Here is a 19,020-nt window from a genome sequence, read left to right on the forward strand (position 1 = left end):
TAGTTTCGGCGGAACGGATTTCCGGGTGTCCGGGTTCAGGCGGCGGGGTTGGAGCTTGGCGGCTTCCCGGCCCAGGCGGCGTTCAGGATTCCCACGACGTCGTCGTATGTGATGGGGCGCGGGTTGCCGTAGGAGCGGCTGGTGACCTCTTCGGCGATGCGGGGGATGTCTTCCTCCCGCATGCCGAGGTCGGCGAGGGACCGTGGCGCGTCAAGTTCGCCGGCGATCTCCCACAGGCGTTCGGCCGGGTCTGCCGCGCCACCGAGGGCCCGTGAAAGGGCTGCGGTGGCCTCGGGCGCTGCGGGCTGGTTGAAGCTGAGGGCGTGGGGGAGCACCACTGTGTGGGTTTGGGCGTGGGGCAGGTTGAGGGTCCCGCCCAGGGCGTGGCACAGCTTGTGGTGCAGGGACATCGTAGTGGCGCCCAGGCACGCCCCGCACAGCCAGGAACCGTAGAGTGCGTTGCTTCTGGCTTCCGGGTCGGAGGGATCGGCGACTATCGCGGGGAGAGCGGCGGCGAGGGCTTTGACTCCTTCTTCGGCCATCAGCGAGATGATCGGGGTGGCGTCAGGGGCGTATAGGGCCTCGACGGCGTGTGCGATGGCGTTGATGCCGCTTGTCACCGACATCGATGCCGGCAGTGTTGCGGTCAGCTCGGGGTCGTAGACAACGCTGCGGGGCAGTACCCGGGGGTCCCGGCCGGTTTCTTTGCGCCCGTCGGTTGTGAGGCCCCACACGGGGGTCATTTCGGAGCCGGCGTAGGTGGTGGGCACGGCGACGATCGGAAGGCCGTGCTTGAGTGCGATTGCCTTGCCGAGTCCGATGGCTGAGCCGCCGCCGACGGCGACGCAGCCGTCGGCACCGACCCGCGCTGCTTCGTCGCTGGCGCGTTGGGCGACCTCGTTGGGGACGTGCATGACGGCTTCGGGCAGCACGCCCACGCAGCGGTCACCCAGTGCCGCGGCCACCCGCTGGCCGGTTTCCTCCTGTTCGGGGGAGCAGAGGACCAGGACCCGCTTGAGCCCTATCTGGTCGAGTTCCTCTGGGAGGGTCGAGAGTGAGTTGGCGCCGAACCGCACCCGCATGGGCAGGGCTTCGTAAACAAACTGGCGAGTCATAGGTGTTGCTCCTTTGATGAATTCTTTTCGCTGAACAGTGCGTTCATGCGTGGGTGTCCCTGAATGGGTGGGGGCGGTCAGCGTGAGCCGGCGCGGCGCTTGTTGTAGATGTCGAATGCGACGGCCAGCAGCAGCACCAGGCCCTTGATCACGGACTGCACGGACTGGTCGATACCCATCAGCTGCATGCCGTTGCTCATGACGGCCATGATCAGGCCGCCTGCCATGGCCCCGGCCACTTTGCCGACGCCGCCGGTGACTGCGGCGCCGCCGATGAATGCTGCGGCGATCGCGTCGAGTTCGAACATGTTGCCGGCGCCGGGCTGGGCGCCGTTGGAGCGTGAGGAGAAGACGATGCCGGCCAGGGCCGAGAGCAGGCCCATGTTCACGAAAATCCAGAAGTTGACGGTCCGGACCTTGACCCCTGAGAGTGCTGCCGCGACCACGTTGCCGCCGATGGCGTAGACCTGGCGACCGAAGACGCTTCTCTGCATCACGACGCTGTAGGCCAGGATCAGGATGGCCAGCATGATCAGGACGATCGGCATGCCGCGGGCGGTGGCGAGCTGCCAGGCGAAGGTCATGACCGCGATCGCGACAACGACGATTTTCGCGATGAACAGCGGGAATGAGGGAACCAGCTGGTTGTAGCTGATGAGCGCCTTGCGGGTGCGGTACTGGCTGAATGCGTAACCGGCCACCGCGACGGCGAAGATGACAAGAGTGAAGACGTCGTAGCCCGCGCCGCCCAGGAGCCCGTTGAGGAAGCCCGAGGCGATCTGGCCGTACTCGGCAGGAAACGGGGAGAGTGAGACGTTGTTCAGCGCGACCAGGGTCAGGCCGCGGAACAGGAGCATGCCTGCCAGGGTGACGATGAAGGCCGGGATTCCGACGTAGGCCACCCAGTAGCCGTGCCAGGCGCCGATGAGCAGCCCGGTCACGAGGGCGGCGATGACGCCCACCCACCATGGCTGGCCGTATTTGATGACGACCACCGCCGAGACAGCTCCGGTGAGGGCGACCACGGAACCGACCGAGAGGTCGATGTGGCCGGCGATGATCACGATGACCATCCCGATTGCCAGGATCAGGATGTAGGAGTACTGGAGGACGATGTTGGTGATGTTTCCCGGCCCGAGCGAGGCTCCGCCGGTCAGGACGCCGAAGAGGGCGATGAGCGCTACGAGTGCGACGTAGATACCGCTGGTGCGCATGTTCCGGGTGAACAGCTCGCGGATTTCGCTGGTGCCTGCGGTGACGACTGATGCGGGAGCCGGGGCTTTCCCCTTTTGGGATCCCTTGGGGGCTGTCATGGTCATGCGATGAGTTCCTTGTCTTTGGTCATGAGTGTCATGAGGCGTTCCTCGGAGGCATCGGCTGCCGCCAGTTCCCCGGTAATCCGGCCTGTCGAAAGGGCGTAGATGCGGTCGCAGGTGCCGAGGAGTTCGAGCAGGTCAGAGGAGATGACCACCACTGCTTTCCCGGCGTCCACAAAACTGTTGATCAGCGTGTAGATCTCGAACTTGGCGCCGACATCGATGCCGCGGGTCGGCTCATCGAGTATGAGTACCTCGGGGTCGGTGAGCAGCCACTTGGAAAGCACGACCTTCTGCTGGTTGCCGCCCGAGAGTTTCCCGACGATGGATTTCACGTTCGGGGCCTTGATATTCATCGATTTCATCGCGTACTCGGCCGCGGCGGCCTCCTCGTGATGATTGACGAAGCCCCAGCTGGACAGCTTGCCCAGCGCGGCGCCGGAGATGTTGCGTGCGATGTCGTCGATGAGGTTCAGGCCGAAGGCCTTGCGGTCTTCGGTTGCGTAGGCAATCCGCGCTTCGATGGCTTCGGCCACGGTGCGGGTCCTGGTTTCCTTGCCGTGCATGAACACCTGGCCCGAGATGTAGCGGCCGTAGGACCGGCCGAAGACGCTCATCATCAGTTCGGTGCGCCCTGCCCCCATAAGACCGGCGATGCCGATAACCTCTCCGGCCCGGACTTCGAAGGTTGCCTGGTCAACCACCAGGCGGTCCTGGGTCGGGTGTTTCACCGTCCAGTCCTCTACCCGGAGCACAACTTCTCCGGGGTTCGAGTCCCGGGAGGGGTAGAAGGCTTCGAGGTCGCGGCCCACCATTCCCCTGATGATCCGGTCGACGTTGACGTCGGGGGCGTCCATGTCGAGCGTTTCCACGGTCTTTCCGTCGCGGATGACGGTGGTGTGGTCCGCGATCGCTTCGATCTCGTTGAGCTTGTGGGAGATGATGATCGAGGTGATGCCCTGGCTGCGCAGGTCGCGGACGAGTCCGAGCAGGTGGGCGGAGTCGTTGTCGTTCAGAGCTGCTGTGGGCTCGTCGAGGATGAGCAGCTGCACTTCTTTGGACAGGGCTTTGGCGATCTCAACAAGCTGCTGTTTGCCCACGCCGAGTTGCCCGACCGGTGTGGTGGGTTCCTCGCGGAGGCCCACCGAGTCCAGCAGCACGCCAGCCTCGGCGTTGGTCCTGTGCCAATCGATGAGTCCGGACTTCCCGCGGCGCTCGTTGCCCAGGAAGATGTTCTCGGCGATGGACAGGTGGGGCACAAGTGCCAGTTCCTGGTGGATGATCACGATGCCGGCGTGTTCGGAATCCCGGATACCGGAGAAGGAACAGGTTTGCCCTTTGAAGAGGATCTCGCCGCCGTAACTACCGGCCGGGTAGACCCCGGAGAGTACCTTCATCAGGGTGGACTTGCCGGCGCCGTTCTCGCCGCAGATCGCATGGACCTCGCCGCGCTCCACTGCCAGGGACACGCCGGACAGCGCTTTGACGCCGGGGAAGGACTTGGTAATGGATTGCATTTCCAGGATGTGTTCGACCATGGCACGCCGTCCTATTCAGGGGTCTTGAAGGGAAAAGGGTTTGGGGGAGGGGCGCCTGCGAAGGACCGGCGCCCCTCCCGGGTGCTACTGAAGCCGGCCGGCTTCGACCTCTGCAGCGGTGTAGTAGCCGCTGTCGATCAGAGCGGTTTTGATGGTTTCCTTGTAGATCGGCTGGATGGGCACGAGGAACGAGGGGACGATCTTGGATCCGTTGTCGTAGGACTTGGTGTCGTTAACCTGGGGCTCTTTGCCGGCCAGGAGATCCTCCGCGGCGCTTACCGCCTGCGCGGCCAGGGTCCGGGTGTCTTTGAAGACGGTGGAGAACTGGACGCCGTCGTTGATCAGCTTCACCGTGGCGACCTCGGCGTCCTGACCGGTTGTCACCGGCATCGGCTTCGGAGTGGAGGTGAGGGTCGGGCCGTAACCGGCGTTGCGCAGCGAGGTGATGACGCCGCGGGCGACGCTGTCGTTGGGGGTCAGAACGCCGTGGAGCGCCGGCCCGCCGGTGTAGCTGGCGGTCAGCAGGTTGTCCATGCGTTCCTGGGCCTTCTGCTGGGACCAGTTTTCCGTGGCGACCTGGGCGAGTTTGTTCTGCCCCGAGGTGATGATGAGAGTGCCGTTGTCGATGTATTTCTGCAGGACGGACATGCCGCCGTTGAAAACGAACGTCGCGTTGTTATCGTCCAGCGAGCCGCCGAACAGTTCGATATTGAACGGGCCTTTCGCACTGCCCTCGGATCCGTCCTTGTTGAGCACGCCCAGGCCGATGAGGAGCGAGGTTGCCTGTTGTGCTCCAACTTTGAAGTTGTCGAAGGTGACGTAGACGTCAACGTCGGCGCTGTTCCTGACAAACCTGTCATAGGAAATGATCGGGATGTTCGAGCCCGCGGCAGCCTGAAGCTGGGGGGTCAGCGCGGTCCCGTCCAGCGGGGCCAGGAGAAGAAGGTCAGCGCCCTGGGTGATCATCTGGTCCACCTGCTGCTGCTGGGTGGGAATGTCGTTGTTGGCGTACTGCAGGTCCACCTGGTAACCGATCTTCTCCAGGCCCTCCTTGATGGCGGAACCGTCGGTGATCCACCGCTCCTCATCCTGACTCGGCAGGGAAACACCGATTCGGGTGTCCTTGGGTGCGGCGGGGGAGCCGTTGGATCCGCCGCCGGAACCGGCGCCGCCACCGGCACATCCCGCCAGTACCAGTGAAGCGGCCGTAGCTGCAGCGACCAGGAAAAATTTCTTTTGCACCGTTCTCCTCCTTTGGAGCCCGAGTGGCCCTTGGGGCCACTTCCGCGCGTCATGAATGCCGCGCCTAAGTTTTATCTGTGACTGCCAGCACTTAGTGCCGTACAATGGACAACATGTTCGCACAGTACTACCTAAGAAAGCTAGTGGTGTCGCACATTACATTCGCGCCGCGTCGGTCATGGCCAGCATGATGCACCGCAGCCGGACGTACAGAACATGGATTTGCAGTCACGGGCCAGGGCGTCCGCGGGGCCCGGGAACTACAAGCGCTAGTCCCCTCGAGGGCGATGGAAGAGGCGGTCAATGAGCACCATTCAGTTGTTGAAGAAGGCCAGCCAGGTGATCGACGAGCTTGCCCGCATCGGGCAGTCGACGCCGGCGGAGTTGGCGAAGGTCATCTCTGAGCCGCGGCCGACCGTCTACCGCATCGTTGCGGCGTTGGAACAGGCCCGGCTGGTCCGCCCGGCAGGTGAGGGCAGGCTTGAACTTGGCACGGCCATACTCACGCTGGGGGACGCTGCGGCCGATGCCCTCGTCGACCGCGCAGGGTTGCATGCCCAGCTGCGCTGGGTCCGCGGGCAGTTGGGAATGAGCGCGTACTTCTGTGTCCTGCGTGAGAACGGCGCGGTGTGCCTCGACCAGGTTGAGGGTTCCGATGTCAATCTCCTCGATCTGGCCCCGGGCCGCACCATTCCCCTTCATGCAGGGGCAGCGTCCCGGTCCCTGCTCGCCTTTGCTTCCCCGGAATTCCAGAAAGCTCTTCTCCAATGTGGCCCCTTTGAGCGCATCGCATCACAGACGCCCCTCACCGCCGATGCGCTCAGGAAGAAAATTCAGCAGACAGCCCTGCGCGGATGGACCATCGAGGACAGCGAAGTAATCGAAGGCGTCGCCTCGGTAGGTGTCCCGGTTTTCCGCCGCGACGGCACCCTGCTGGGAGCCATAGCGGCTGCCGGACTTCGGGGAAGCGTGCTGGGGCAGGAAGCGGTCGCCAGGCAGGCGCTGAATGCAGCAGCGCAGGCCATCACAGCGTTCACGGCCGAAGACGGCGCCACTGTCGTCCCCCGGCATACCGCCAGAGCCGAGGAACCGCAGGACCCTGGGCGGGAAGCTCCGCGGACCCCCGCCGTCATCGCCAAGGCAAGTGCCCTGATGGCGGCGCTGGCTGAAGAACGGATCGCCACCTCGGCCCGGCTCACCGAACTCCTCGAAGAACCCGTGAGTTCGGTTTACCGCATGCTGGCTACTTTGACGGAAGCGGGCTGGGTGGAACAGATCGGTCACCGGGGGGCTTACCGTGTGGGCAGCAAGCTGGTTGCGCTCTCAGGCGAGTTCTCGCGTCGGGCAGATATCCGGCGGGCGGCCGCCCCGATCCTTCGGGAAATCCATGAAGCGACCGGAGAAACAACCTTCCTGTGCATCCGGCGCGGCACGCGGGCCGTCTGCATCGAGCGTATCGATGGGATTCGCGTTAACAGCCGTGTCCTTCAGTTGGGGGAGTCACTTCCCCTGCACGTCGGTTCCGCTCCGCGCGCCCTCCTCGCGTTCGAGGGACGTGAATCCTGGGAGGAGTACGCCGCGATCGCGGCCAATACTGGCGAACCATGGCTCCGGGGCCGGTCGCGGTCCGAGTTCTACGCGGAACTTGAAGAGATCAAGGCGCAGGGCTTCGTGCGCAGCGACAACCAGGTGACCCCGGGCATTGCCGCCGTCGGCGCGCCCATCTTCAACCACCGTGGTGAAGTGGCCGCTTCGCTGTCGGTCAGTGGCATGCGCGAGGGGCTTCTCGCTCGCACCGACGGCGACCCCGTAGCTGAGCTCGTTCTCCGGGGAGCGCGGGCGCTGTCAGACTACCTCGGGGCACCGTCCCTCCCTGTCACGAATCACATGGATGTGTTTCGCGCCATAGTTGACCACGCATCCCCGGCATGACATGATTCTGGACAGCTTGTCCATTAGATGACACCAAATGCTGCCTGTAGATCTCTCGCACCGGAGCGGGGACAGCCTTGGCCCACAAGCACAACCACACAAAAACCCCGACCGAGCCTCAGGGCTCAATCGACAGGAGACAATGCCGTGAAACCGATTGTCGTAGGACTTCTGGGAATAACCCACCCGCACGCCTCGGCCAGGGTTCGCGCCCTGCGTGAGATTGAAGGAGTTGAAGTGGTCGCTGCTGCCGACGACGACCCGCGCCTGACATACTTCACCGAGAAGTACGGCGTGGAGGCCAGGACCGTCGACGAAGTGCTCCAGGATGGCCGCATCGATGCGGTCATGGTTCATTCCAAGAGCAAAGACATGGTCCCGCATGCACTCCGGGCACTGGCGGCCGGGAAATCAGTGGTTGTGGAAAAGCCGGGCGGCGGTACGGTCGAGGACCTTCTGCAGCTGGCCCAGGCCGAAGCGCAGGCAGGGCCCGGCCTGGTCGTGCAGGTCGGCTACAACGTCCGGCTGGCCCGGTCCATCGGCCAGGCGAAGGAGCTGATAGAGACCGGCGTGATCGGGGACGTGGTCAGTGTTTCGGCCCGAGGCGCCGCGCTCGTGGGCGAACATCTCACCGCACACCTCAACCAGCCGGCAGACATGGGCGGAGCGCTCTGGATCATCGGATGCCACATGCTCGACTCCCTTGTGCATATCTTCGGAGTCCCGGACTCCGTCAACGCCCGCGTGCACAAGTCACCCCGCCTCTCCGATGAAACCAGCCGCGAGGACTCCGCAGCCGTCCTGCTGAACTATCGGGACATGTCCGTGACGTTCAGTTTCGACGGTCACGATCGTCTTGAGTGGTTCGAGAGCTCACGCATTTCCGTGTACGGCACCGCCGGGATGATCGAAATCGGCGTCCTCCCCCAGAAACTTCGCGTCTATGTCGACCAGGACCGGGCAGGATGGAAGGCCGGCTGGACTGAATGGACTGAAAGCTACTTCACGCCCCCGTTTGCCCGCACCGAAACGAACAAGTTCTCCGAGCTGCCCGAGCTGGAGAACATCAGCAACTTCCACCCCGAAATGCGCGGGTGGGTCGACAGTATCCGCACGGGTTCTCCGGTTGTGGCACCTGTGGCGGATGCACTGGCCGTCGCCCGCATTGTCGACGCCTGCTACCGTTCGGAAAAAGAGCTGGGAGCCTCGATCGAGGTGGAGTCAGCATGACCAAGGAGAACACGATGACCCCACAGCTGATTGCATCCTGCTGGATCAGCGCCGGCGACGCCGCGCCCGGGCGCCCCGACGAACGCAGCCCCCTTTCGATGGCCGAGCGCATCGCTTCGATCGCGCAGACCGGATGGTCCGGCGTCGGGCTCGTTCATGCAGACCTTGTCCAGGCCCGCGACACCATCGGGTACGCCGAACTCTCACGACTGATCCGGGAGGCCGGCATCGGCATCGTGGAGGTCGAGTTCCTCAACGGCTGGTGGGCCACCGGAGCTGAACGCGCAGAATCGGACATCCACCGTTCCGAGCTTTTCGAAGCCGCCAGAGCCCTGGGTGCCCGCCACATCAAGGTTGGCGCCGGCATGGCGGATGACCCGCTTCCGCTCGCAACCCTTGCCAGTGCCTTCTCCGACCTCGCAGATGAGGCCGCCGAATCCGGCATCCGCCTGGCACTGGAGGCGACGCCCTTCTCCCACCTGCGCACCACGCAGGAAGCGGTCGAAGTAGTCACCCAGTCCGACAGCCCCGCTGCCGGGCTCATGATTGACATCTGGCACACCTACAGGGGCGGCCTGTCGCACAAGGACCTGTGGGACGTCGTGCCCATGGAAAGGGTCGCCGCCGTTGAGATCGACGACGGCTACAAGGACGTCGTGGGCACCCTCTTCGAGGACACAATCAACAACCGGGCCTACTGCGGCGAGGGTGACTTCGACACCCGCACGTTCATCGAACGGACCCTCGACGCCGGGTACCAAGGTCCGTGGGGCGTTGAGATCATCTCGGCCGAACACCGCAGCCTCCCCCTCACCGAAGGCCTCAAGCGGGCGTACGAAACCGCGATCGCCTGCTTTCCCGGCGCGCAGCACCAGCGCTGACCACCCCGCCCGCCTCACCAAACCATCTTGAAAGGTTCACACACCATGTCTAAAGACCGACGCCTGCGCCTGGCCCTGTTCGGCTCAGGCCGCATCGGGCAGGTACACGCCCGCAACATCGCAGCCCACCCGGACATTGACCTCGTTCTCATCGCCGACCCCTTCATCGACGGGGCCCGCCGGCTGGCAGAGGACACCGGCGCCCGGGCAGTGCAGGACCCCGAGGAAGTCTTCGCCGAAACCGGACTCGACGGTGTCATCATCGGCTCGCCCACCAACACCCACGTCGACCTCATTTCACGCTCGGTCGCACAGGGCCTCGCCGTCCTTTGCGAAAAGCCCATCGACCTCGATATCGACACCGTCCTGGCATGCCGCGAACAGATCAAAGACTCCAACGTTCCCATCATGCTCGGATTCAACCGACGCTTCGATCCCTCCTTCGCCGCCGTACGGAACCGGGTCGAGGCAGGCGAAATCGGCAAGCTCGAACAGCTCACCATCACAAGCCGCGACCCCGAACCCGCCCCACGCGACTACATCGCCACCTCCGGCGGCATCTTCAGGGACATGACAATCCACGACTTGGACATGGCACGTTCCTTCATCCCGAACATCGTCGAGGTCACCGCCGTAGCAACGAACGTCTTCAGCAAAGACATCGCCGAGCTGAACGACTTCGATTCCGCCGTCGTGACACTGCGCGGCAGTGAAGGCGAACTCGTCACCATCACAAACTCCCGCCACTGCGCCTTCGGCTACGACCAGCGACTGGAAGCCTTCGGCGCCAAAGGCATGCTGTCCGCCGGCAACGTGGCCCCGACGACCGTTCGCAAGTCCGGTGCCTCCGGGACGGAAGAGTCAGACCCCTACTTCCCGTTCTTCCTCCAGCGCTACCCCCAGGCCTACTACGCCGAACTCGAGGCCTTCGCCCACTCCATCCGCACAGGAGCACCCACCTCACCCAACTTCGCGGATGGCGTATCGGCACTGGTCCTGGCGAACGCAGCCGCCGAGTCCGCCGCCACCGGAAAGTCCGTGAGCGTCGTCGAGTTCTAGTCCTGCCGGCCGGAGGCTTCCAACGCACCAGGTGAGGCCTCCGGCATATATGACCACCGTCCGAGGATTGAAAATTCGGCTAACACCACCGGAATGTAGGAGACGAGTATGACGACCAAAGGGTGGGCCTACAAGGTCCAAAAAGGCGACTTTGTGGCCGGCACAATAAACGACGGGTCTCCGGTTCGCGGGCAAGTAGTGGAAGCCTCCCCGGAGATCGGTGTGGTGTGGATCCTCGAAAATGAACTCGGGGAACGACGCATGCTACTAATGTCAGATCTTGTCCCGGAAGTATCCTGGCGTAACCAATAGGACTCATCCTCGGACCAGTATCAGTGCCCGATGTAACGGAAGACGGGCTGCAGCGCGGGATTGACTCGGCTGCGCCTGCTCCTAAAGAGGAAACTCCTGCGCAAACCGGAATTTGACATGGAAACGTGAGTTCTCGCAAGTATTTCTGCTGTTGTTGGTTACTACGCCGATAACCGGCCTTTCGTCATAGGGGTCGTCCCGTTATGGAAGCAGCTCGATGAACTGGGCTGGCTCCGAGCCTCGGAAGGGCGGCTTACCACAGGGCTGTCTGGTACCTATAGGGCCATCGAGCATGAGCTTGGCGCGAACTTCTGCCATGAAGAGGGCAAGAAGTCCAGAATCTCTGATTGAGAGGAGGATTTCTCGGAAGGGCAGCAGACGCCCCTCCAGCCGCCAGTAACTGCAACCGAGTCACCTTTTACTCACCCCAATCAACGACAATCCACAAGCATTCATCAATCATCGTAGATAGCCGAAACCCCTAGATTCCGGGCAAAACAGCACCTTCCCGGTCTGTCAGTAGGCGTCCGGACCTAAAGCGGGGGTCGTCGGTTCGACTCCGACAGGAGGCTCCAGATTGTTGCTTTGACCTGCGGTTTTACTCTGGGGTCCCGCGTTGCGCAGGACCGAATTTTGGCCGATATCCGGGGACTTTGCTCGGTGCCAATCCGTCCACACGGCTGGTAAATGGCCCTGACCTGCAGTCTTACTCCGAATGCTTTTTGCACCCAGTCGCAAGTTTGTCCAGGAAGTAAGGGCCGGATCTTCGGTTCGAATCGTCTGCCGACCCAACAGTGCTCTGACCTGCAGTGGTACTACAGATAGCAGTCAGGAGAAGGAGCTGCTCCCATTGGACCCACCTTTTACTCACCCTAATCAGCGCCGCCAGCGCACTGGCCTACGGCATCGACGCCCACGGCGCCACAGTTGTCTGAAGCCAGAGCAATAGGACTGGCGACGACCGCGGTACTGGCAGGAGGCCTTGATCAGGACTACCCAGCCGGAAACGCTTATCTCGCCCCCATCACCGCGCCAACGGCCTGACGCTTTCAGGCTGCCCGGGAACGGGATTGACCCGTTACATATTGCTCGGCCGACATGACAAGTACATCCTTAGGACGGCTGTCAGTACGGCAAGCTACACTCCAAATCTCAGCTCAAACATCGGGGGACCGTAGTGAACAAGCAAGGTTTGGCAATGGGAGAAACCGTTCCGGGTCTGATAGTCGACAATGTTGATGGAACGCCATACGTAACGGGGATGCTGGCCTTTGAGGAGGGGAAGGGGATCAGCCTCGTGGTCCCGTTTCTCAACAACACTCCCCAGTTCGAGTCAGTGAAAGGTTGGGCGCGGGCAGGCCGACCGCCGTCCAATCTTCAGTTGCTGACGGGCAGCGGTCGGTTCACGTTGTACGGGTGCCGAACATCTGGATCTTCGCTCAACTTCGGGGGCCAGGGCTTTTCGACAGTTCAGGTGACGCCGAGGGAGGTGGTCTTCAAGGATCGTGACGGCGATTTCGAGGACGCCTTGGAGGTCACGGAACTCCGCTCGAATATCGACGGGCTTACCGAGTGGACGAACATGGGTGCCACCTCGTACTCCTTCGTGCCGGACGAAAGGAATCGCGTTCAAAAAATTAATGTTGCGGTGGAGTCTCCTCCCGCTTTGACCTGGACACACGGGGACGTGACGTTCGAGCTGAGCACCAATTGGGTGACGGACCAAGAGGAGGCAGGCTTTCGCGTACGGGAGTGGGTTTGTCTGACGACGAAGTATGAAACGTCCCGACCATGCGCGGACCACTTCGAGGAGCAACGAAAAGTCGCAGCGCTGTTGACGCTGATGTACGGTCAGCCGGTCGTCTTCAGGCGCCACGAGATACGTGACTCGCGGTTCAATGCAAAGGTTCTGACCGGCAAGGTTGTTGACGTGCCCTTCTTTGAAATGGTGTCCGAGAACACTGTCTCCGATTACTGGCGGCCTCTCCCAAAGGAACTGAAGCATCCACTGGCGACTGCTTCGGACATAGGGGCCGAGGGACTGGAGCGTTGGATGGCTGAATTCGACCAGTGGCAGCGCGTTATTCACCCCGCCGCCGGAACGCTGCGACGACCAGAGTCCTATTTGGAAGACCACATCCTCAACGCATCCGTGAGTTTGGAGGCGGCGGGCCTCATCATCGGCGAGGTTGAGGGAGAGAAATCTTCGTGGTTCCGAGGGCGCCCGACTACTGCCACCTTTGTCTTCCGTTGCCTGGACGCGGCGAATCTCGATTGGTCCGAAATTGCGGAGTCCCGAATGGCACTAGCCAAGGCAATTGCGGGAAACTATAACGACGTCAAGCATGCCAAACGCGGACCGATGCCTTCTCCCGAGGATACATACGTCGCCGGGAAGGTTGCCCTTATGGTCGTGCGGACCTTGGCCCTAAAGCTACTCGATCCGACTATGAGGCTGATAGAGACAATCGGGAAGGACTGGGAGTTCGTACAGTTCAAAAAGCAGATCGTCGATATGAATGTCTACGTCAATTCCGAGGGCAAGTTCGGCGCCCGCCCGGAGGAGATTCTTGCCCTTGAGGAAGCTTGAGGACAGCTCCGTCGTTGATCACAGCCGGTACTTTTCCCGTCCATGTAGACGGCAATGGGTCGCGACTGTCAGCGTCATGCTCGGGATCACGCAGTAGTCCTCGTCGCCCGGCCGAGTTGTAAAAACTTCCCGGCGGTGCCGAGAACTGGCATGTGTACTGTTCGGCCACCTGGAACCGAATGCCAGCGATCAAGGGCCCGCGCAGCTGCGGGAGGCGCTCGGCGATCCGTATTCGAAGGTGGCTTTGAACAGAGCGGCCAACCAAGAAGAATTGAATCCTTCCTCCGCTGAATCGGCGCTGCGCTACGGGTTCCCCATGCCGGCACAGGCGTATGGGCGGCGTTTACGTGAAACCGGTGGCTCGCCTTGGGAAGGCGAGCCACCGGCATCGTGCGTCTACGGGCCCAGGTGCGGTGTACTCGGTCCGTCGAAAGTCACCTGGCGGCGATCGCGGATTCCGCCTCCTGCTTGGCGATGAGCCGGAGGAAGGCCGGGAGTGTCGCGAGGGCCACGAGCCCGGCGAGGACCACGTAGATGCCCGTCGCGAAAGAGGTGATTTGCACGGCCCAGGTCATGAGCGCCGGGGTGAAGCCGGCGAAGAAGATCGCCGCGATGTTGTAGGAGAATGATGTTCCGGTCGAGCGGACCTTCGCTGGGAACACGCGGGCGAGGGCCGAGGGGATGATGCCCGCGAAGCCGGAGACCGCGATGCACAGCACGATGTGGACCACGATGAGCACCGGTAGCGTCGGGACCGCGTGCAGCACCAAGAGGGCGGGCACGGGGACGGCGATGAGCACCCATGTCATCCACCGCAGGGTGCGTTCGGTGCCGAACCGGTCGGCGAGGCGGCCTGCGTAGACGCACGCAAAAATCATGAACACGTTCCCCACGAGCGAGGCCCAGAAGGCCTCGTTCGGCGTGAATCCGAGGGCCACGGTTTTGGATGAGTAGTACGTGGGTGCGTAGATGACGAGTGCGTAGACACTCACGGTCCACAGGATGGCCATTAGCGCGGCCACGACGAGCTGCTTCGGGTAGTGCTTGAAGAGCTCCCGGATCGGTGAGCGCTTCTCGGCGCCCATCGATTCCTTCATGCTGAGGAACTCCTCGGTCTCGTCCAGTTGTTTGCGGATGTACACCGCGACCGGGACGATCAGCAGTCCGATGAAGAACGGGATGCGCCATGCCCACTCCGTAAGCTCGCTCTGGGAGAACGTGGACGTGATGACGACGCCGATGAGCGCCGACATCGCATTGGCGAGGCCCATCGAGCCCTGCAGCCAGCCGGTCAGGCCGGCACGCCGCTCCACGGGGGCCCTCTCGACGAGGTACGCTGTCGCGCCGCCGATCTCGCCGCCCGCGGAGAAGCCCTGGAACAACCGCCCGACGAGCAGGAGGATGGGGGCGCCGATGCCGATCGCCCAGAACGGCGGGGCGAAGCCGATGATGAACGTGCCCACGGCCATCAGCGAAACCGTCAGGGTCAGCGTTGCCTTGCGGCCGTGTGTGTCGCCGTAGGAGCCGAGGACGATGGCACCGAGCGGGCGGGCGAGGAACCCGACGGCGAAGACGAGGAACGTCGCGATAAGGCCGGACGAGGAGTCGCCCTGCATGAAGAAGTTGACGCTGATGTATGAGGCGAAGAACGCGTAGCTCGAGAAGTCGAACCATTCAAGGGCGTTACCGGCGGCAGCGGCGATAACGACCTTGCGCAGCGGATCCTTGCCGGGCTTGGCAGAGCCTGCTGGCTTCGCGTGGCCCATGGCGGGGGTTGCTTTAGACGGGAGGGTCTTGGACATAGAGGGGTCCTTGGATGGATGTGGTGTGAACAGGATAAGGGGAAATGGGGTGACCTGCGCCGCTCAGGCGGCAAGGGTCTCGGCGCGGTCCAGCTCGGACAGGGTCTCTGCAAGGACGCGGATGCCGCGCACGATGTCGGCGGTGGGCGTGAATTCCTCAGCGCAGTGGCTCCGCCCGCCGGTGGAGGGGATGAAGATCATGCCCATGGGCCCGAGATGGACCATGTGTGCAGCGTCGTGCCCGGCCCCGGACGGGACGGGCGACCACGTGTGGCCGAGTCGGTCCGCGCTGGCCGCGATGACGTCCCGGATCGCAGGCGCCGTGGGGACGGCGTCCTGGTCCGTGAGCCACTCGATCATGTGGGACACGCCGCGGCGGTCCGCCTCTAGGCCGATCTCCTGAGCGAGCCGACCCTTGGCCCCGGAAAGCCACTCCGAATCCGTGGAGCGGAGCTCGGCCCACAGCCGTGCCTCGGACGGGACCACGTTGAACGAGCCTGGATAGGATTCGATGCGGCCCGTTGTGGCGACGCCGTGCACGGGCGCCCCGCAGCCCTCGCGCTCGATCGTGAGCACGGCCGCCGCGGCGGCCGTGAGTGCGTCGAGGCGCGCGTCCATCGGGGTCGCGCCGGCATGGTCGGAGCGGCCGATGAACTTCGCCATGAGCCGGTCGATGCCCGCGATTGCGGTCACGACGCCGATCTCGTGACCCGATTGCTCAAGCAAGGGCCCCTGCTCGATGTGCAGCTCGATGTAGGCGTGCAGCGAGCCTGGCGCCCACGCGTTCCCGAGGGCAGCCTGGGGGTCAAGGCCCACGGCCGTAAGGGTGTTGCCCATGCTCTGCCCGCTTGCGCCGGTCATGTCCAGGTGCTCGGGAAGGAGGATGCCGGCGATCGAGCGGGAGCCGACGCAGGAGATGCCGAACTCGTTCGGCTCTTCGCCGAGGAAGTCCACCACGTAGAGGTCGCGGTTGAGGGTAACGCCCGCGCGGCGCAGTGCCTCGACGGCTTCGATCGCGCCGAGCACTCCGACGATTCCGTCGAATCGGCCGCCGCCGCGCACCGTGTCCGTGTGGGACCCGGTCATGATCGGTTTGAGGGTTAGCCCGGCCGTGGATGCGCGGCCGGGGAGGCGACCCACGATGTTCCCGCCGGCATCGTGCGTGACTTCCAGGCCGGCGTCGTGCATCCGTTTGGCGACGAACTCGCGGGAGGCGCGGTAGGGGTCGCTGAAGACCTGCCGTGTCCATCCGTCCTGGGTGGAGTCGACGTAGCCGGCGAGGTCGGCGATGGCCGCCTCGACGGATTGGGCGTCCGGCTCGATGAGCGTCTGGGTCATGATCAGTCTCCGGTTTCGGTGGGGTCGGTGGCGTTCCACGGCAGGCCGTCGGACGACGCCGGGAGGTGCTTCGTGAGGTGTTCCGCTGCTTCGTGGAGTGTCCCCAGAAGGCGGTCGACGTCGGTGAACTGGGCAGAGGGCGCTGTGAGCGAGAGGCAGCAGAAGACGCTGCCCCTGTCGAACACGGGCAGGCCCAAGGCCGTCCATTGCGGCTGGATCTCGCCATGGGAGAGGTCGTAGCCGCGCTGGCGTATGTCTGCCAGCTTGGCCGGCAGGGCCTCCGCCGTTGGCGTCGCGGCGGTGTATCGCTTGATACCCGAGGCGAGAACGTTGGAGACCACGGCAGGCGCCGCGAAGGCGAGCAGCGGCGTCGCGCTCGCTCCGGCATAGAGGGTTCGGGTCGCGCCGATCCGGAAGGCCGGGGCACCCGAGCTCCCCGCCGGGACAACGTCGAGACACAAGGCAAGGGTGTGGACACGGACAGTGAGGACCGCGGTGATACCCGTGGCCCGGGCTGCCCGAATAAGTGCCGGACGGGCGTAGTCCACGAGGTGGGGGCCCTCCGTGGAGGCCGGTGCCATGGCGGCGCCGGCGCGGATGCGGCCGTCGTACTCGACGACGAACCCTGCCTCGCGGAGTTGGTTCACGATCCGGTAGGTGGTGGCCAGGGGTAGCCCGGCGCGCTCGGAGAGTTCCTTCACGCTCGCTCCGCTCGAAGCGGCGACGAGGTGCAGGAATCCCAGGCCGCGGGCCAGGATCGACGATCCCTCCTGGCCCGTGGCGAGGATCCTCTCCAGTTCGCTGTCCATGGTTAGGCCCGCGTCACGTGGCGGCCGTAGCCGGCCTGCCCGAGCTCGCCGCTGGCGGAATCCCAGATGAGGCGGCCGCGCAGGAACGTCTTCTCGACGAACCCGCCCGGGCGCATGCCCGAGTACGGGGTCCAGCCGGCGTTGGAGTGCATTGCGTCGTCTTCGACGGTGTAGCCGGCGTCGGGGCGGAATATCATGAGGTCCGCGTCGAAGCCCGGCTCGAGGCGGCCTTTGCGGTCCCCGATGCCGAACCGGTCCGCAGGGCCGGACGTGAGAGCGGCGACGGCGTTGTGGAAGTAGGCGGCAGGGTCCGGGCTCCGTTTGAGGGCCCCTCCGAGTGTGACGTTCACGAGGGTCTCGACGCCGGGAGCGCCCGAGGCGTTCTCGAGGATGTGTTCGTGGGACTTCATCGACAGGGGCCAGGGAGCGTGGTCAGAGGAGATGATGGGGACGAGTCCGTCGCCGATTCCTTGCCAGAGGCCCTCCACATGCTCACGGTCGCGCAACGGCGGGTTGATCTTGAGGCGGGCGCCCTGGGCGTGCATGTCGTCCGCCGTGAACGTGAGGTAGTGCGGGCACGTCTCGAGGGAGATGTCCGCGCCGTCCTCGTTCCACCAGGCCGCGAGCTTGACCGCGCGGGGGATGGACATGTGGCACAGGTGCAGGCGCGTGCCGCGGTCGTGGGCGATCTCCATCGCGGTCAGGACGCCGAGGGATTCGGAGACTGGCGGACGGGTGCGCACGTGGGTGAGCGGGTCGAGGGGGTTGGACTCGCGCTCAACGCGCTGTAGGTGCTGGACGATCTCGTTGTTCTCGGCATGCACGGCAAGAGTGCGCTTGACGTCCGTGGTGGCAGCCATGATGTTGAGCAGCTCGGCGTCGTCGACGCGCGGGAAGCGGTTCGTGTCAGTGTGGTAGAGCGAGACCTTGTAGCCCACGACGCCGGCCTCCGCCATCGGTTCAGCCTCGCGCCACCCGCCGCCCGGCCAGAGCGTGCCCATGAGGGCAACGTCGGTGACCGCCTCACGGGTGATGATCTCGCGCTTTCGGTTGACGAGGTCCGCGTCCCGGACGGGGCCGGTCCGGTCGAAGGGCATCTCGACGATGGTCGTGACTCCGCCCGCCGCGGCAGAGCAGGTTGCAGCAAGCATGCCCTCGCCCTCGTGGGAGTAGCAGTGGACGTGGGCGTCGATCGCGCCCGGGAGGACGTAGGCGTCGCCGACGTCGATGTGGCGGGCGCCGTCGAGCTCGGCTTCGCTCCCGGGGGAGCCGGGGGTGATGCGGTCAATGGTCTCACCGGAGATCCAAACCGAGCCTTGGCCGTAGCTGCCGTTGGGAAGGCGCAGCGTCCCGGTGACGACGAGCGTAGGGCGTGGTGAAGAATTCATGCTTCGAGTGTGACGGGGGCCTCTCCCGAACAGCAAAGCGATTCCCGTAGATTGAGAATTTCGCTTATGTCACGCCAGCTGATGGCCGCTTTTGGACAGCATTCAGGGGTTGTCGGCCAGCGTCGCTGGGGTCGTATCCGCCGGTGGAAGCTGAAGACGGGGGGCTACCGACAATCGAAGTGTTTCCCGGGTACGAAATACCCTCAATGAGGGAGGGAGCGCCGGTTGCCGTTGTGGGCTAGCGCGGAGGGGCGAATTGGGGTGTGGACAATGTCCACACTCTGGGTCTCGGACTGGGCCATATGTGGGTCGGATTGGGCCGGATTCCGCATGTTTCCGCGGAAGCCCAGTGATGCTCCTATGGTTGTCAATTCATTTCTTGAGTCGCTTGCTCCTCGAGCCATGTCCGGTAGCTTGTTGCGAGTTCGTCGTTGCGGATGATGCCTCGTTCGACGCGGGAGATAATGG

Annotated in this window: 13 protein-coding genes; 5 read left to right on the forward strand and 8 right to left on the reverse strand. The window is 63.9% G+C overall.

The features are described 5' to 3' along the window. Positions 1-35 precede the first annotated feature (35 nt). The 4 genes from ACS5PJ_RS21195 to ACS5PJ_RS21210 all read right to left on the reverse strand — a co-directional run bounded on the left by ACS5PJ_RS21195 (position 36) and on the right by ACS5PJ_RS21210 (position 5,211). Positions 36-1,115: a maleylacetate reductase gene (locus ACS5PJ_RS21195; RefSeq protein WP_439436824.1), complete on the reverse strand. Its 1,080-nt coding sequence runs from the start codon at positions 1,113-1,115 to the stop codon at positions 36-38. A gap of 77 nt (positions 1,116-1,192) precedes the next feature. Continuing rightward, positions 1,193-2,329 (reverse strand): multiple monosaccharide ABC transporter permease, encoded by a 1,137-nt coding sequence (gene mmsB, locus ACS5PJ_RS21200; RefSeq protein WP_439436837.1) that lies wholly within the window; start codon positions 2,327-2,329, stop codon positions 1,193-1,195. A gap of 101 nt (positions 2,330-2,430) precedes the next feature. Then, entirely contained in the window at positions 2,431-3,969 is a 1,539-nt protein-coding gene (gene mmsA, locus ACS5PJ_RS21205; protein ID WP_439436825.1) for a multiple monosaccharide ABC transporter ATP-binding protein, read from the reverse strand. Positions 3,970-4,053: 84 nt separating this feature from the next. Beyond that, positions 4,054-5,211: a substrate-binding domain-containing protein gene (locus ACS5PJ_RS21210; RefSeq protein ID WP_439436826.1), complete on the reverse strand. Its 1,158-nt coding sequence runs from the start codon at positions 5,209-5,211 to the stop codon at positions 4,054-4,056. Between the two features lie 303 nt (positions 5,212-5,514). Here ACS5PJ_RS21210 and ACS5PJ_RS21215 point away from each other — a divergent pair, with 303 nt between their 5' ends. The 5 genes from ACS5PJ_RS21215 to ACS5PJ_RS21235 all read left to right on the forward strand — a co-directional run bounded on the left by ACS5PJ_RS21215 (position 5,515) and on the right by ACS5PJ_RS21235 (position 13,215). Continuing rightward, on the forward strand, positions 5,515-7,143 hold the full coding sequence (locus tag ACS5PJ_RS21215; RefSeq protein ID WP_439436827.1) for an IclR family transcriptional regulator: 1,629 nt from the start codon (positions 5,515-5,517) through the stop codon (positions 7,141-7,143). Between the two features lie 147 nt (positions 7,144-7,290). Further along, positions 7,291-8,373, forward strand: a complete 1,083-nt coding sequence (locus ACS5PJ_RS21220; RefSeq protein ID WP_439436828.1) for a Gfo/Idh/MocA family protein — start codon at positions 7,291-7,293, stop codon at positions 8,371-8,373. Positions 8,374-8,387: 14 nt separating this feature from the next. Next, on the forward strand, positions 8,388-9,254 hold the full coding sequence (locus ACS5PJ_RS21225; RefSeq protein ID WP_439436829.1) for a sugar phosphate isomerase/epimerase family protein: 867 nt from the start codon (positions 8,388-8,390) through the stop codon (positions 9,252-9,254). Between the two features lie 45 nt (positions 9,255-9,299). Next, entirely contained in the window at positions 9,300-10,313 is a 1,014-nt protein-coding gene (gene iolG, locus ACS5PJ_RS21230; RefSeq protein ID WP_439436830.1) for an inositol 2-dehydrogenase, read from the forward strand. Between the two features lie 1,510 nt (positions 10,314-11,823). Next, on the forward strand, positions 11,824-13,215 hold the full coding sequence (locus ACS5PJ_RS21235) for an ApeA N-terminal domain 1-containing protein (protein WP_439436831.1): 1,392 nt from the start codon (positions 11,824-11,826) through the stop codon (positions 13,213-13,215). Positions 13,216-13,649: 434 nt separating this feature from the next. Here ACS5PJ_RS21235 and ACS5PJ_RS21240 read toward each other — a convergent pair whose 3' ends face one another. The 4 genes from ACS5PJ_RS21240 to ACS5PJ_RS21255 all read right to left on the reverse strand — a co-directional run bounded on the left by ACS5PJ_RS21240 (position 13,650) and on the right by ACS5PJ_RS21255 (position 18,552). Further along, positions 13,650-15,017, reverse strand: coding sequence for an MFS transporter (locus ACS5PJ_RS21240; protein WP_439436832.1), 1,368 nt, complete (start codon positions 15,015-15,017; stop codon positions 13,650-13,652). Between the two features lie 63 nt (positions 15,018-15,080). Next, on the reverse strand, positions 15,081-16,355 hold the full coding sequence (gene ertE / locus ACS5PJ_RS21245) for an N-carbamyl-l-glutamate amidohydrolase ErtE (RefSeq protein WP_439436833.1): 1,275 nt from the start codon (positions 16,353-16,355) through the stop codon (positions 15,081-15,083). A 2-nt stretch (positions 16,356-16,357) separates the two neighbouring features. Beyond that, positions 16,358-17,164 (reverse strand): IclR family transcriptional regulator, encoded by an 807-nt coding sequence (locus tag ACS5PJ_RS21250; protein WP_439436834.1) that lies wholly within the window; start codon positions 17,162-17,164, stop codon positions 16,358-16,360. 2 nt (positions 17,165-17,166) lie between these two features. Then, positions 17,167-18,552: a dihydroorotase gene (locus ACS5PJ_RS21255; protein ID WP_439436835.1), complete on the reverse strand. Its 1,386-nt coding sequence runs from the start codon at positions 18,550-18,552 to the stop codon at positions 17,167-17,169. Between the last annotated feature and the right edge of the window lie 468 nt (positions 18,553-19,020).

Source organism: Pseudarthrobacter cremeus (genome assembly GCF_051857465.1).
GTDB lineage: Bacteria > Actinomycetota > Actinomycetes > Actinomycetales > Micrococcaceae > Arthrobacter.